Genomic DNA, 13551 nt, shown 5'->3' with positions numbered 1-13551 from the left:
CCCGCCCACCGCTGGCGGGCCCCCGCCGCCGCCTGCACCACCGTCGTGCTGTGGGCCTCCGCCTTCGTCTCCATCCGCAGTGCGGGCGAGGCCTACTCCCCCGGCGCCCTTGCCCTGGGCCGGCTGCTGGCGGGCACGCTGGTGCTCGGAGCGATCCTGATCGTCCGCCGGGAGGGGCTCCCGAGGCGCGGCGCCTGGCCCGGGATCATCACCTCGGGAGTGCTGTGGTTCGGGCTGTACATGGTCGCCCTGAACTGGGGCGAGCAGGAGGTCGACGCCGGAACGGCCGCGATGCTCGTGAACATCGGGCCGATCCTGATCGCCCTGCTCGGCGCCCGCATGCTCGGCGAGGGGCTGCCCCGCCGGCTGCTGCTGGGGATGGGCGTCTCGTTCGCGGGCGCGGTCGTCGTGGGGCTCGCGATGTCCGGGCACGGCGGCTCCTCCGTGCTGGGCGTGGCCCTCTGCCTGCTGGCCGCCGTGGCGTACGCGGCGGGCGTGGTGAGCCAGAAGCCGGCCCTCGCGCACGGTTCCTCGCTCCAGATCAACACCTTCGGCTGCCTGATCGGGGCCGTCGCCTGTCTGCCGTTCACCGGGGTGCTGGTCTCCGAGGCCGCCGACGCCCCGCTGTCCGCCACCCTGAACATGGTCTACCTGGGCGTCTTCCCGACCGCGCTGGCCTTCACCACCTGGGGCTACGCGCTGGCCCGGACCACCGCGGGGAAGATGGGAGCGACCACGTACGCGGTCCCGGCGCTCGTCGTGGGGATGGCGTGGGTGCTGCTGGACGAGGTGCCGACCCCGCTCGGCATCGTCGGCGGGGTGCTGTGCCTGGCCGGGGTGGCGGTCTCCCGGAGCCGTCAGCAGACTGGGCCCACACGCGGAAACCCGGCCCGGCCGGTGGAGGGATCCCGTCATGACGAGGAGCGCCAAGCGGAACGGACGTAGCGGGGCCGAGGGCAGGGCGGGCCGGGACAAGCCCGCCGCCCCCGAGGAACGTGACGCCCCCGGGGCAGGCGCGCCCGAGCAGCGCGGCGCCACCGGGTCGCGCGCGCCCGACAACCCCGAGAGCCCCGGCGGCTCCGAGGCCGGCGGGCGGGCGGCGCGTCACGGCGGGGCGTATCCGGACGGGTTCGGTGTGCTCGACAGCGGGGACGATGATCCGGTCATCGTCACGCCGGAGGGCCACGCCCGCGACGCCTGGCGCGAGGACTACCCGTACGACCGCAAGCTGCGCCGCCGCGACTACGACAAGGCCAAGCGCGCGCTCCAGATCGAGCTGCTGAAGCTCCAGCACTGGGTGAAGGAGCGCGACGAGCGGCTGGTGATCCTCTTCGAGGGCCGGGACGCGGCGGGCAAGGGCGGCACGATCAAGCGGTTCACCGAGCATCTCAATCCGCGTGGCGCGCGGGTGGTGGCGCTGGAGAAGCCGACCGAGCGCGAGCGCACCCAATGGTACTTCCAGCGGTACGCGGCGCATCTGCCGAGCGCCGGGGAGATCGTCCTGTTCGACCGTTCCTGGTACAACCGGGCGGGCGTGGAACGGGTGATGGGGTTCTGCACGACCCGCGAGTACCTCGAGTTCATGCACCAGGCCCCGGGTTTCGAGCGGATGCTCGCCCGGGACGGCATCCACCTGGTGAAGTTCTGGTTCTCCGTCTCCCGCAACGAACAGCGCAACCGGTTCATGATCCGGCAGATCGACCCCGTACGGCGGTGGAAGCTGAGCCCCGTCGACCTGGCCTCGCTCGACAAGTGGGACGAGTACACGGAGGCGAAGGAGCTGATGCTCTTCCACACCGACACGGCCGACGCGCCCTGGACGGTGGTGAAGAGCAACGACAAGAAGCGGGCCCGGCTGGAGGCGATGCGGCATGTGCTGGACCGCTTCGACTACCCCGGCAAGGACCCGGAGGTGGTGGGGAAGCCGGACCCGCTGATCGTGGGCCCGGCCTCCCGGCTGTTCGAGGAGGGCGAGATGGACGCCCGGCTGCTGGGGCCGGTCGCCTCGACCTCCCGGACCACGGACTACTAGAAGACGACGAGCGCCCGGCCGCCCTTGCCCGCGATCATGTTGTCGAAGGCGGCGGGGATTCCGTCCAGGCCGATGTGCTCGGTGACCATCATCGACAGGTCGAAGCGGCCCGCGCGGATGTGGTCGGCGAGGACGGGCAGGTCGTGGGCCGGGTCGCTGTTGCCGTAGACGCAGCCCGTCAGGGACCGGCCCCAGTGGAAGATCTCCAGGGCGTTGAAGCTGACTTCCTGGTCCTTCCCTCCGATGCCGACGACCGTGGTGCGGCCGCCGCGCCGGGTGGACTCCCAGGCGGCCCGGATGGTGGCGGGCCGGCCGACGCACTCCACCGCGACGTCCGCGCCCTGGCCGCCGGTCAGCGTGCGGATCTCGCGCGGGGTGGTGGCGGAGGCAATGACGTAGTCGGTGGCGCCCGCCCGCCGGGCCAGCTCCTCCTTGGCCGGGGAGACGTCGACCGCGATGATCCTGGAGGCGCCCGCGATCCGGGCGGCCTGAAGGACGGCGAGGCCGACGCCGCCGATGCCGAAGACGACGACGCTCTCGCCCTCGCGGACCCGGGCGCTGTGGTGGACCGCCCCGTAGCCGGTCAGCACCGCGCAGCCGAGGAGGGCGGCGTCCGTGAGCGGGATGCCGTCGGGGGCGGGGAGGACGCAGTTGGCGGCGACGACGGTCTCCTCGGCGAAGGCCCCGACGTTGAGTCCGGGGTGGAGGTCGGTGCCGTCCGCCGTACGGGCGTGGAGCCGGGAGACCCCCTTCAGGGCGTCGGCGCAGAGCCACACCTCGCCGATCCCGCAGTGGAAGCAGACCCCGCAGGAGGGCGCCCAGTTGAGGACGACGCCGTCGCCGGGCGCGACGTGCGTGACGCCCTCGCCGACGGCCAGGACGGTGCCCGCGCCCTCGTGGCCGAGGACGGCCGGCACCGGGACGCGCATGGTGCCGTTGGACAGGGACAGGTCGGAGTGGCAGACCCCGGCGGCGGCGAGCGCGATACGCACCTGGCCGGGGCCGGGCTCCGGCAGGACGATGTCGGTGATCTCCAACGGAGCTCCGACGGCGGGCAGTACGGCGGCGCGGACCACGAACAGGCTCCTTATGAGTTACGCGGAAGGGGTTACGGAGGTCAGAACTGGAGCGACTTGGTCTGGAGGTACTCCGCCAGACCGTGCGGGCCCAGCTCGCGGCCGACCCCCGACTGCTTGTAACCGCCGAACGGGGCCAGCGGGTTGAACCGGCCGCCGTTGATGTCGACCTGCCCGGTGTCCATCCGGCGGGCGAAGGCCACCGCTTCCTCGTCGTCCGCCGCCCACACGGCCCCGGCGAGCCCGTACACGGTGTCGTTGGCGATCCGGAGGGCGTCGTCCACGTCCTCGTACCGCAGGATCGAGACGACCGGGCCGAAGATCTCCTCCTGGGCGATCGTCATGTCCGGGGTGACGTCGGCGAAGACCGTCGGGCTGACGTAGTAGCCGATCTCCCGGGGCGCGTCCGGGCCGCCCGCGATCAGCCGGGCCCCTTCCTCGATGCCCTGCGCGATGTAACCCCGCACCCGGGCCTGCTGCTTGGCGTTGACGAGCGGACCGACCCGCTCCCCGGCCACGTACTTGGTGACGGCGTTCGCCGCCAGCTCGACGGCCTCGTCGTACCGTTCGGCGTCCACCAGCATCCGGGTCCAGGCGCTGCACGTCTGGCCGGAGTTGGTCATCACGTTGGCGATGCCGACGTTGACCGCCTTGGCGAGGTCGGCGCCGGGGAGGATCACATTGGCGGACTTGCCGCCCAGCTCCAGGGCGACGCGCTTGACCGCGGCCCCGGCGGTGGCGCCGATCTGCCTGCCGACGGCGGTGGAGCCGGTGAACGAGACCAGGTCGACGTCCTCATGGGCGGCGAGCGCCTGACCCGCGACCGGTCCGAGGCCGGTGACGAGGTTGAAGACCCCCGACGGAAGGCCCGCTGCCTCGGTGGCCTCGGCGAAGAGCTGGGCGGTGAGCGGGGTGTCCTCGGCGGGCTTGAGGACGACGGTGCAGCCCGCGGCGAGGGCGGGGGCGACCTTGGCGACGATCTGGTGGAGCGGGTAGTTCCAGGGGGTGATCGCACCGACCACGCCGACCGGCTCCAGCAGCACGGTGGAGTTTCCGATCCGCTCCTCGAAGGCGTGGCGGGCGGCCAGTTCGGCGTACGAGGCGGCCACCAGCACGGGCACGCCCGCGTGGACCATCTGCGACAGCGGCAGCGGCGATCCCAGCTCGGCCGTGATCGTCTCCGCCAGCACGTCCTTGCGGGCGGCCAGCGCGTCGGCCAGCGCGGTGAGCCGGGCGGCGCGCTCGGCGGGCGGCGTCGCGGCCCAGGCGGGGAAGGCGGCGCGCGCGGCCCGCACCGCCGCGTCGACGTCCTCCGCCGTCCCGGCCGGCACGTGGGCGATGACCTGCTCGTCGGCCGGGTTCACGACCGCGATCGTGTCCCGGCCGACGGCGGGCCGCCACGCACCGTCGATGTACATCTGGTCATGGGCCTGCATGGCTGTTTCCTCCCGGACGGGCTGTGCGGAGCGCCGAAGCCGTGCGGCGGGCGCGGGGCACACGTCGCACCCGCCCAAACTAGCGCCGTTAGTTTTCCGACGCCAGAGAGCCTTCCGAGACACCGGTCACGCCGTCGCACCGTATCGCCACGGGGGGCTACTTGCCGGAACGGCATGATCCCTTGCCCCGGCAGTGGCCGACCGGACAAGACTGGGACGAGACCGGCGAGCTCGCACGCTCGCCGTACCGACCGAGGAGGCACCATGACCGCCACCCCCCGCACCCGGCGCCGGGACACCCCGCCGCCCCGGACCGGCGACAGCGAGGCGGAGGTGTTGCGCGGCTTCCTCGACTACCTGCGCGCCTCGATCGCCGCGAAGGTCGAGGGCGCCCCCGGTCCGGAGGCCCGGGCCGCCGGGGTGCCTTCGGGTACGAACCTGCTGGGGCTGCTCCACCATCTGACCTCCGTCGAGCGGACCACCTTCCTCGGGGACCGCGTCACCGACTGGCCGTCGACGTTTCACGCCGCCCCCGAGGACGGCGTGGCCGAGGTCGTGGCCCGCTATCGGGAGGCGGTCACGGAGGCGAACGCCGTCCTCGACGCGTGCACCGACCTCGGCGCACCGCTGCCCCGAGCCCAGCCGAACAAGCCCGCCCCCAGTGTGCGGTGGGCCCTCACCCATCTGATCGAGGAGACCGGGCGGCACGCCGGTCACGCGGACATACTCCGGGAGCTGATCGACGGTTCGACCGGTCGCTGACCGCATCGGTGGCGGGCGCGTGGGCGGGCGCCGGCTCCGTCTTCGTACGGCCCTCGTCGGCGGGCGGCTGTTCGGTACGGCCCTCGCCGCGCAGGCCGAGGCCCGCCGCGCCGACCAGCCCCACGCCGAGCAGGACGAACGGGGCGGCCACCCCCACCGCGCCCGCGATCAGGCCCGCCGCGGCCGGGGCGGCGACCTGGCCGAGCCGGTTGCCGGTCAGCCGGAGGGCGAGCGCGGTGGAGCGGGCCCCGTCGGGGGCGGCGCGGACGACCGTGGTCATGGACAGCGGCTGGCCGACGCCGAGGCAGAAGCCGAGCACGGCCAGCATCACGGCGAGGACGGGGACGGAGACCGGGAGGGCGACGCCCGCGCAGAGGAGTCCGGCGAGCAGGCAGCTGGTGGTCAGCAGGGCCCGGCGGCCCAGCAGCCGCAGCAGCGGCGTCATCACCAGCCGGCAGGCGATCGTGGCCGCGGCCCGCAGGCTCAGCAGCAGGCCGACGGTGGCCGGCGCGATGGAGCGGTGTTCGCCGACGACCGGCAGGTAGGCGGTGAGGATGTCGGTGGCGGACAGCACCGCCATGCTGACGAGGATGCCCGAGGGGACGCCCCGCGCGCCGAGGATCGTCCGGACGGGGACCTTGCCGTCGGTCGGCGGCCGGGTGTCGGTCGTCCGGCGGTGCTCGATGCGCCAGAGCGAGGTGAGGGCGACCGCGCAGACCCCGGCCGAGACGAGGAGCGCGAGCGCGCTCGTACGGCCGAGGGCTCCGCCCTGCCCGGAGATGAGCGCGCCCGCCGCGATCGGGCCGATGAGCTGGCCGAGCGAGGCGCCGATGGTGAAGTGGCCGAAGTTGCGGTCCTGTTCGTGGGGTGCGGACTGCCGGGCCACGATCGACTGCGCGCCGATCACGAAGCACAGGTGGCCGAGGCCCATCACCCCGCTCCAGGCGGCCATCGCGGGCAGCGAGGAGACGAGGCCGCTGAGCGCGCAGCCGCCGGAGATGAGGAGGGCGCCGAGCGGCAGCAGGGGCGCGCAGCGGCCGTGGTCGGTGCGGCGGCCCAGCGGTACGGCGACGAACAGCGGGAACAGGGCGTACACCCCGGCGATGACGCCGACAGCTGTTTCTTCCGCGCCCAGCGCGAGGGCCCGGTAGGAGACGGCGGGCCGCGCCATCGACACCGCCCCCTGCGCGAAGGCGAAGGCGATGACGAGGCGCAGCAGCCAGCCCCTGCCGGGCCCGGATCGCGGTCGGACGGTCATCACATGATGCCGAAGAGGATGCCCGCCGCGAGCACCACGAGGGAGGTGAGCACCGCCCACTTGACGGTGAAGCGGGTGTGGTCGCCGAACTCGACCTTCGCCATGCCGACGAGGACGTACACGGCGGGCACGAGGGGCGAGGACATGTGCAGGGCCTGACCGGCCAGGGAGGCGCGGGCGATCTCCAGCGGCGAGACCCCGTGGGCCGCGCCCGCCTCGGCGAGGACGGGCAGGACGCCGAAGTAGAAGCCGTCGTTGGACATGAAGTAGGTGAGCGGCAGGCTGAGCAGGCCGGTGACGATGGCCATGTGCGGGCCCATCGCCTCGGGGACCGCGCCGACGACCCAGTCGGCCATGTGCTCGACCATGCCGGTGCCGGTGAGGACCCCGGTGAAGACGGCGGCGGCGAAGACCATGCCGGACACGTTGAGCACGTTGTCGGCGTGGGCGGCGATCCGGGCCCGCTGGTCGGGCATGTGAGGGAAGTTGACGGTGAGCGCGAGGGCCGCGCCGAGGAGGAAGAGCACCGGGATCGGCATCAGTTCCATGATCATCGCCGTGAGCAGGGCGGCGGTGAGTCCGGCGTTGAACCAGTAGAGCTTGGGGCGGAGCGTGGGCCGGTCCGGGTCGAGGCCCTGGAACGCGCCGTCGTCCGCGTCCTCGTTCTCCGTACCACTGGCAAAGGCCCCGGACCCGGTTCCCGTACCGCCTGCGGAGGCGGCGGTGCCCTTGCGGAGGCGGTCCTTGCCGCCGGTGCCGCCGGTGCCGGCCGGGACGGTCTCCGGCTCCGGCTCCCGGGCGAGCGCCTCGTCGAGGGTGAGCATCCCCAGGCGCTTGCGCTCCCGGATGCCGAGCACGTACGCCAGCACGAAAACGGCGAGCAGGCCCATGGCCAGCGCCGGGATCATGGGCACGAAGATCTCGGAGGCGTCCAGCTTGAGGGCGGTGGCGGCGCGGGCGGTGGGGCCGCCCCAGGGCAGGGTGTTCATGACGCCGTTGGCGGTGGCCGCGACGCCGGTCATCACGACCAGGCTCATCTTCAGGCGTTTGTAGAGGGGATACATCGCCGAGACGGTGATCATGAAGGTGGTGGAGCCGTCGCCGTCCAGCGAGACGATCGCGGCGAGCACCGCCGTACCGACCACGATGCGCATCGGGTCGGCCTGGCAGAACTTCAGGATGCCCCGGACGATCGGGTCGAACAGGCCGACGTCGATCATCACGCCGAAGTAGACGATGGCGAACATCAGCATGGCGGCGGTGGGGGCGAGGTTGCCGACGCCTTCGATCACGTAGTCGCCGAGCTGGGCTCCTTGTCCGACGGCGACACAGAAGAGTGCGGGGATCAGTACCAGCGCCGCGATCGGCGACATCTTCTTCGTCATGATCAGGACCAGGAAGGTCGCGATCATGGCGAAGCCGAGGATTGTCAGCATGGGGGATACCTAACGTTCATCCTTGAACTCCCACCGGTCTCGGCGGTCGGTCCGGATGACGTTAGGGGCCTCCTCGAAGAGTTAACAAGACGTTGACGCGTGAGCAATACGAGCAAAACCCCAGGTCAACGCGGTGATGCTAGGGCAGCTTCTGGTGAGCTGGGGTGACGGAGACCGGAATGGCGTTCAGGACCGCGGTGCCGGACAGCGGATCCAGGAGCGTGCCGTCGAGCAGCTGGTTCACGTTCGCCCCGGGGTCGGCGGCGGCGACCGACATGCGGGTGCCGGGGCGGCTGTGGCCCCAGCCGTGCGGGAGGCTCACCACCCCGCTGCGCACGGTGTCGGTGATCTCGGCGGGGGCCTCGATCCCGCCGCCCGACGACTCGATGCGGGCGGTGTCCCCGTCGGCCAGCCCGAGGCGGGCCGCGTCGTCGGGGTGGATCTGGAGGGTGCAGACGTTGGACCCGCCGGTGAGCGAGCCGACGTTGTGCATCCAGCTGTTGTTGGAGCGCAGATGGCGGCGGCCGACGAGGACGAGCGGGGCCGGCCGGTCGCCCAGCGCCCGGCGCAGGCGCGGCAGATCGGCGGCGATCGGCTCCGGAAGCAGTTCGACGCGGCCGGAGCGGGTGCGCAGGACCTCCGGGAGGCGGGGTTTCAGCGGGCCGAGGTCGATGCCGTGCGGGTGGGCGAGGAGTTGCTGAAGCGTCAGCTCGTACGGGCCGAGGCGCAGCAGCAGGTCCAGTCGCCGTTCGGGGCCGCTCTCGCCGGTGAGCCCGGCGGCCAGCTCCTTGGGGGCCCCGGCGCGGGTGAGGGCGGTGTCGACGGCCAGGTCGTCGACGGCGGAGGGCGGCGCGCCGTGCATGCCGCTCACCGCGAGGATCAGCCGGGCGTGGATCTCGCTCTCGTCCATCCGCCCGTCCTCCAGGGGGACGGCGGCGCGGGTGTAGCGGACCTGGTTGTGGACGGCGAAGTTGTTGAACGCGAAGTCGAAGTGGGCGCTCTGCGAGGGCGGCGGCGGGGGCAGGACGACGTCGGCGCGGCGGGAGGTCTCGTTGAGGTACGGGTCGACGCTGACCATGAAGTCGAGCCCGTCGGCGAGGGCTGCGTCGAGCCGGTCGCCGTCGGGCGCGGAGAGCACGGGGTTGGCCGCGATGACCACCAGGGCGCGGATACGGCCCTCGCCCGGGGTGTCGATCTCCTCGGCGAGGGCGGCGATGGGCAGTTCGCCCTTGGCCTCGGGGTGCCCGGAGACCCGGCTCGACCAGCGGCCGAGCGCGAAGCCCTTGCCGGGGGCGGCGTTACGGGTCCCGGGTGCGGCGGCACGTGGGGCACGGGCCGTGGCGGAGAGCGGGAAGAGCGCACCGCCGGGCCGGTCGAGGTTGCCGGTGAGGATGTTGAGGACGTCCACCAGCCAGCTGGCCAGGGTGCCGTGCTCGACGGTGCAGCTGCCGATGCGCCCGTAGACGGCGGCGGTGGGGGCGGCGGCGAGTTCGCGGGCGATGGCGGTGATGGTGTCCGCGTCCACGTCGCAGGCGGCGGCGACCGCGTCCGGGGTGAAGTCCGCGAGGGCGGCGGCGAGTTCGTCGAGGCCGTCCAGGTGCTCGGCCAGCGGCCCGGGGTCGGCGAGCTTCTCGTCGATGAGGGTGTGCGCGACGGCTGCCAGGAGCAGAGCGTCCGCGCCGGGCCGGATCGCGACGTGTCGGTCGGCGAGGCGGGCGGTGCGGGTGCGGCGCGGGTCGATGACGGTGAGGGTGCCGCCGCGCCGGCGCAGGGCCTTGAGCCGGCCGGGGAAGTCGGGGGCGGTGCACAGACTGCCGTTGGATTCCAGCGGGTTGGCACCGATCAGCAGGAGGTGGCCGGTGCGGTCGAGATCCGGTACGGGGATGGCGTGCGCGTCGCCGAAGAGCAGGCCGCTGGAGACGTGCTTGGGCATCTGGTCCAGCGTGCTCGCGGTGAACACGTTGCGGGTGCGCAGGGCCCCGAGCAGGAGGGGCGGATAGAGGAAGCCCGCCATCGTGTGCACGTTGGGGTTGCCGAGGACCACGCCGACGGCCTGCGGGCCGTGGGCTTTCACGAGGTCCGGTATCCGCGCGGCGATCAGGTCGAACGCCTCGCCCCAGGCCGCCTCGCGCAGCTCCCCGTCCTCGCCGCGCACGAGGGGGAGGCGCAGCCGGTCGGGGTCGGCGTCGAGCCCTCCGAAGGAGGCCCCCTTGGGGCAGATGAAGCCCCGGCTGAAGATGTCGTCGCGGTCGCCGCGCGCACCGGTGACGGTGGTCCCCTCGATGGTGAGGGTGAGGCCGCAGGTGGCCTCGCAGAGGGGGCAGATACGCGGTGCGGTGCGGGAATCGTGGGACATGGGCCCTCCCCGGGCGGCTGCGGCGACGGCACGCGGACATGGGCCGGGCGGGGACGAGCCCGAAAGCCCCGGCACGGGCGAGCATACCGACCGGTACGCACGGTGGGGAGGTGTCGCACGAAGGAGAAGGCGGGCGGGGCCCGGGCAGGGGCCGTCGCTCAGTCCAGCGTCTGCGCGAGATAGGACCTGACCAGGGTCCGGGTCTCGGCGATGATGGCCGCGTCCCCCGAGGGATCCGTACGGAAGGCGAGTTGCAGCAGCGCGTCGGCGGCCTCGACGCTGACCAGGATCGCCCGGGAGAGCCCCTCCTCGGGCCGGCGGCCGAGGTGACCGGCGAGCAGCACGGCGAGCCGGTCCGCCAGCCGCCGGTTGGCGTCGTCCGCCGCCCCCTCGGCGGGGAACGGCGGCCCGAAGTCGACGAGCGCGAAGCCGGGGACGCTCCGTTTCATCGCCAGGTACTCGTCGAGCACCGCGTCGATGGCGGCGCGCCAGTCGGCGGCGGGCAGGTCCGCGAGCCGGGCGGCGATGCGGTCCGCGTAGGTGTCCAGGTTGCGCAGCGCGAGGGCGTCGACGAGCGCGCGCTTGTTGGAGAAGAACCGGTAGACGGAGCCGATCGGCACCTCGGCGCGCTCGGCGACGGCCCGGGTGGTGAGCTGCTCGTAACCGGTCTCGTCGAGGAGCCCGGCGCAGGAGTCGAGTATCCGGGCCAGCCGGTCGGCGCTGCGCTGCTGCACGGGGGCGCGGCGGAGGTTCGGGTTGACAGGGGGCTGAGGAGGCACGGGCCCATGATGCCGTGCCCCGCGCACGGACCGGACACCGGAGGCGACAGGGCCGGCTCCCCCGGGCACACGCACCGTATGGCGCGATGTATGCCGTTGACGCGCCCCGCTCCTATTCCTACGGTGGTGCATAGGATTCGTCGTCCGGCGGATCCGAGGGCTTTCTTGGGCACCGGGAGTGCGGGATGAGCGCGATCGACCAGGCGAGGAAGACGGCCGAGGGGCTGACCTATTCCTCCGGCTTCGGCAACGAGCACAGCTCGGAGGCGGTGCCGGGGGCGCTCCCGCACGGCCGCAACTCCCCCCAGCGCGCGCCCCTCGGGCTGTACGCGGAGCAGCTGAGCGGCTCCGCGTTCACCGAGCCGCGCGCGGACAACCGCCGTTCCTGGCTCTACCGGATCCGCCCCTCGGCCGCCCACCCGGCGTTCACCCGCACCGACAACGGCGCCCTGCGCTCGGCCCCGTTCACCGAGACCGTGCCGGACCCGAACCGGCTCCGCTGGAACCCGCTGCCCGACCCCGCGCCCGGCACGGACTTCCTGAGCGGACTGTGGACGCTCGGCGGCAACGGCGATGCCGCGCAGCGCGCCGGGATGGCGATCCATCTCTACCACGCCAACTCCTCGATGACGGACCGCGTGTTCAGCGACTCCGACGGCGAGCTGCTGATCGTCCCCGAGCGCGGCGGGCTGCTGCTCCGCACCGAGCTGGGCCTGCTGCACGTCGAGCCGGGCCACGTCGCGCTGATCCCGCGCGGGGTCCGCTTCCGGGTGGAGCTGCTGGAGGAGACCGCGCGCGGTTACGTCTGCGAGAACTACGGCCGCCCCTTCGCGCTGCCCGACCTCGGCCCGATCGGCGCCAACGGCCTGGCGAACGCCCGGGACTTCCTCGCCCCGGTCGCCGCGTACGAGGACCACGACGGCCCGGTGGAGGTGGTCAACAAGTTCTGCGGGAACCTCTGGTCCGCGACGTACGACCACTCGCCGCTCGATGTGGTCGCCTGGCACGGCAACCACACCCCGTACGTCTACGACCTGCGCCGGTTCAACGTGATCGGCACGATCAGCTACGACCACCCCGATCCGTCGATCTTCACGGTGCTGACCTCGCCGTCCGACACCCCGGGGCTGGCCGGGGTGGACTTCGTCGTCTTCGCCCCGCGCTGGCTGGTCGGCGAGGACACCTTCCGCCCGCCGTACTTCCACCGCAACGTGATGAGCGAGTACATGGGCCTGATCGACGGGGCGTACGACGCGAAGGCCGACGGCTTCGTCCCCGGCGGCGGCTCCCTGCACAACATGATGTCGGCGCACGGCCCGGACCGGGAGACCTTCGACCGGGCGAGCGCGGCGGAGCTGAAGCCGCAGAAGATCGACGACGGTCTGGCCTTCATGTTCGAGACCCGCTGGCCGGTCACGGCGACCGAGCAGGCGGCCTCCGCCGGTCATCTGCAGCGCGGTTACGACGACGTGTGGCAGGGTCTGAGCCGCAACTTCCGGCCGTAGCCGACGGGCACGGAGGCCCGGAGGGGCGGAATGGGACGCGACGGGGACGGGGACGACATGACCGAGAGCCATGAGCAGGCCGGGGCGGACAGCGGCGTGGACCAGCCACGCCATCCGCCCGCCTTCGCCCCCGACTCCCTCGTCCTGAACCGGAAGCTGCCGCTCTGGTACCAGGTCTCCCAGTCCCTGCGGGCCTCCATACTGGGCCGCCCGCAGGACGCCTCCGCCCGGCTGCCCACCGAGGAACAGCTCGCCGCGCACTACGGGGTCAGCGTGCTCACGATGCGCCAGGCGCTCAAGGAGCTGGAGACGGAGGGTCTGATCAGCCGGCACCGGCGGCGCGGCACGTTCATCGAGCCGCGCGCCCGGCGGGTCTCCCCGGTCCGGCTGCTGGGTTCGGTCGACGCGATCGTGGCCCAGCAGTCCGGCGAGGCGACGACCGTGCTCGGCCACGGCCCGGTGCCCCTGCCCGGCGATCTCGCGGAGTTCTTCCCCGACTGCGCCGAGGTGACCCGCTACCGGCGTCTGCGCCGCGACGGCGAGAGCGACGAGCCCACCAACTGGGCGGAGAACGCGGTGCGCCCCGACATCGCCGCCCGGATCGACGTGGCCGACCTCGAACGCTGGCCGATGACGAAGGTCCTGCGCGATGTCGTCGGGGTCAGGATCTCCCGGATCACCGACACGGTGGAGGCCCGGCTCGCCGACCCCGTCACCGCCGAGCTGCTCCAGGTCCCGCTGCTCAGCCCGATCCTGCACTACACGGGCGTGACGTACGACGAGGAGGGGCGCGTGGTGGACGTGGCCCGGATCCGCTACCGGGGCGACCGGTTCTCCTTCTCCGTGACGGTGGAGGCCCACTGACCCCGCTCCGGGGGGACACCGCCCGCCGTTACGATGCGAAGAGCCAC

The 13551-nt window shown here is 72.9% G+C and carries 11 protein-coding genes; 5 read left to right on the top strand and 6 right to left on the bottom strand.

The window, feature by feature from the left end; translation table 11 throughout:
- Positions 1-945, top strand: a 945-nt coding sequence (locus D3105_RS13370; RefSeq protein WP_133305681.1) for a DMT family transporter, incomplete at its 5' end; no start/stop codon positions are given.
- On the top strand, positions 914-2032 hold the full coding sequence (ppk2, locus tag D3105_RS13365) for a polyphosphate kinase 2 (RefSeq protein WP_118903456.1): 1119 nt from the start codon (positions 914-916) through the stop codon (positions 2030-2032). The genes D3105_RS13370 and ppk2, both read left to right, overlap by 32 nt.
- On the opposite strand, the gene D3105_RS13360 is transcribed toward ppk2, so the two are convergent.
- Together D3105_RS13360 and D3105_RS13355 are read right to left on the bottom strand one after the other, a co-directional pair.
- Positions 2029-3108, bottom strand: coding sequence for a Zn-dependent alcohol dehydrogenase (locus D3105_RS13360; protein ID WP_118903455.1), 1080 nt, complete (start codon positions 3106-3108; stop codon positions 2029-2031). The genes ppk2 and D3105_RS13360 overlap by 4 nt on opposite strands.
- Before the next feature lie 41 nt (positions 3109-3149).
- Positions 3150-4544, bottom strand: coding sequence for an aldehyde dehydrogenase family protein (locus D3105_RS13355; RefSeq protein WP_118903454.1), 1395 nt, complete (start codon positions 4542-4544; stop codon positions 3150-3152).
- A gap of 264 nt (positions 4545-4808) precedes the next feature.
- On the opposite strand from D3105_RS13355, the gene D3105_RS13350 reads away from it, so the two are divergent.
- The gene (locus tag D3105_RS13350) at positions 4809-5306 is read left to right on the top strand and encodes a DinB family protein (RefSeq protein WP_118903453.1); all 498 of its coding nucleotides are present in this window, start codon (positions 4809-4811) and stop codon (positions 5304-5306) included.
- On the opposite strand, the gene D3105_RS13345 is transcribed toward D3105_RS13350, so the two are convergent.
- The 4 genes from D3105_RS13345 to D3105_RS13330 all read right to left on the bottom strand — a co-directional run bounded on the left by D3105_RS13345 (position 5221) and on the right by D3105_RS13330 (position 11135).
- A complete protein-coding gene (locus D3105_RS13345) occupies positions 5221-6564 on the bottom strand; it encodes an MFS transporter (protein WP_118903452.1) in 1344 nt (447 codons plus the stop codon). The genes D3105_RS13350 and D3105_RS13345 overlap by 86 nt on opposite strands.
- Positions 6564-8000: a CitMHS family transporter gene (locus D3105_RS13340; RefSeq protein WP_118903451.1), complete on the bottom strand. Its 1437-nt coding sequence runs from the start codon at positions 7998-8000 to the stop codon at positions 6564-6566. Before D3105_RS13340 ends, D3105_RS13345 begins: the two co-directional genes overlap by 1 nt.
- A 139-nt stretch (positions 8001-8139) precedes the next feature.
- Entirely contained in the window at positions 8140-10356 is a 2217-nt protein-coding gene (locus tag D3105_RS13335; protein ID WP_118903450.1) for a molybdopterin oxidoreductase family protein, read from the bottom strand.
- Between the two features lie 158 nt (positions 10357-10514).
- Positions 10515-11135 carry a TetR/AcrR family transcriptional regulator gene (locus D3105_RS13330; protein ID WP_118903449.1) on the bottom strand — a complete coding sequence of 207 codons (621 nt, stop codon included), beginning with the start codon at positions 11133-11135 and terminating at the stop codon, positions 10515-10517.
- Between the two features lie 185 nt (positions 11136-11320).
- On the opposite strand from D3105_RS13330, the gene hmgA reads away from it, so the two are divergent.
- Both hmgA and D3105_RS13320 read left to right on the top strand, forming a co-directional pair.
- A complete protein-coding gene (hmgA, locus tag D3105_RS13325; protein WP_118903448.1) occupies positions 11321-12640 on the top strand; it encodes a homogentisate 1,2-dioxygenase in 1320 nt (439 codons plus the stop codon).
- 57 nt (positions 12641-12697) lie between these two features.
- The gene (locus D3105_RS13320) at positions 12698-13504 is read left to right on the top strand and encodes a GntR family transcriptional regulator (RefSeq protein WP_118903460.1); all 807 of its coding nucleotides are present in this window, start codon (positions 12698-12700) and stop codon (positions 13502-13504) included.
- The last annotated feature ends 47 nt before the right edge of the window (positions 13505-13551 follow it).

Source organism: Streptomyces globisporus (genome assembly GCF_003501885.1).
Taxonomy (GTDB): domain Bacteria; phylum Actinomycetota; class Actinomycetes; order Streptomycetales; family Streptomycetaceae; genus Streptomyces; species Streptomyces globisporus_D.
This window is presented reverse-complemented; position numbering and strand designations above follow the sequence as displayed.

Bases quoted from the DNA above. Each gene is read 5' to 3' on its own strand.
- ppk2 (WP_118903456.1), top strand. From the start codon at position 914: ATGACGAGGAGCGCCAAGCGGAACGGACGTAGCGGGGCCGAGGGCAGG.
- D3105_RS13355 (WP_118903454.1), bottom strand. From the start codon at position 4,544: ATGCAGGCCCATGACCAGATGTACATCGACGGTGCGTGGCGGCCCGCC.
- D3105_RS13350 (WP_118903453.1), top strand. From the start codon at position 4,809: ATGACCGCCACCCCCCGCACCCGGCGCCGGGACACCCCGCCGCCCCGG.
- D3105_RS13345 (WP_118903452.1), bottom strand. From the start codon at position 6,564: ATGACCGTCCGACCGCGATCCGGGCCCGGCAGGGGCTGGCTGCTGCGC.
- D3105_RS13340 (WP_118903451.1), bottom strand. From the start codon at position 8,000: ATGCTGACAATCCTCGGCTTCGCCATGATCGCGACCTTCCTGGTCCTG.
- D3105_RS13335 (WP_118903450.1), bottom strand. From the start codon at position 10,356: ATGTCCCACGATTCCCGCACCGCACCGCGTATCTGCCCCCTCTGCGAG.
- hmgA (WP_118903448.1), top strand. From the start codon at position 11,321: ATGAGCGCGATCGACCAGGCGAGGAAGACGGCCGAGGGGCTGACCTAT.
- D3105_RS13320 (WP_118903460.1), top strand. From the start codon at position 12,698: ATGACCGAGAGCCATGAGCAGGCCGGGGCGGACAGCGGCGTGGACCAG.